This is a genomic window from Christiangramia aquimixticola, assembly GCF_048285835.1.
GTDB lineage: Bacteria > Bacteroidota > Bacteroidia > Flavobacteriales > Flavobacteriaceae > Christiangramia > Christiangramia aquimixticola.
In genome coordinates, this window is record NZ_JBLVTL010000101.1 from 1 (window position 1) to 341 (window position 341).

Below are 341 nucleotides of genomic sequence, written 5' to 3' on the forward strand. Positions count from 1 at the left end.
TTCAAGCGGTCCAAAAGGGTCTGGGTGAAATGCAAAGCCTAGCCAATGGAGTAGGGGATCTCAAGAGAGTCTTGACCAATGTCAAGAGTCGAGGGGTGTTGGGTGAATACCAGCTTCAGGCCATCTTGGAAAACCTGCTTTCCCCGGATCAATACCTAGTTAATGCTTCAGTGAATGGCTCGAGAGATCGGGTGGAGTTTGCTATCAAAATGCCCGGTCAGGAGGAGGCTGTATTGTTACCGATTGATTCCAAGTTTCCTCAAGAATCCTACTTGAGATTGGTAGATGCTTATGAAGCCAATGACAAAACTACGATTGACTTTTCCCGAGCCGAACTGATC

At 47.2% G+C, this 341-nt stretch carries 1 protein-coding gene; it reads left to right on the forward strand.

What is annotated here, in order from left to right:
* Positions 1-341, forward strand: a 341-nt coding sequence (gene rmuC / locus ACNKXV_RS13685) for a DNA recombination protein RmuC (protein WP_417908280.1), incomplete at both ends; no start/stop codon positions are given.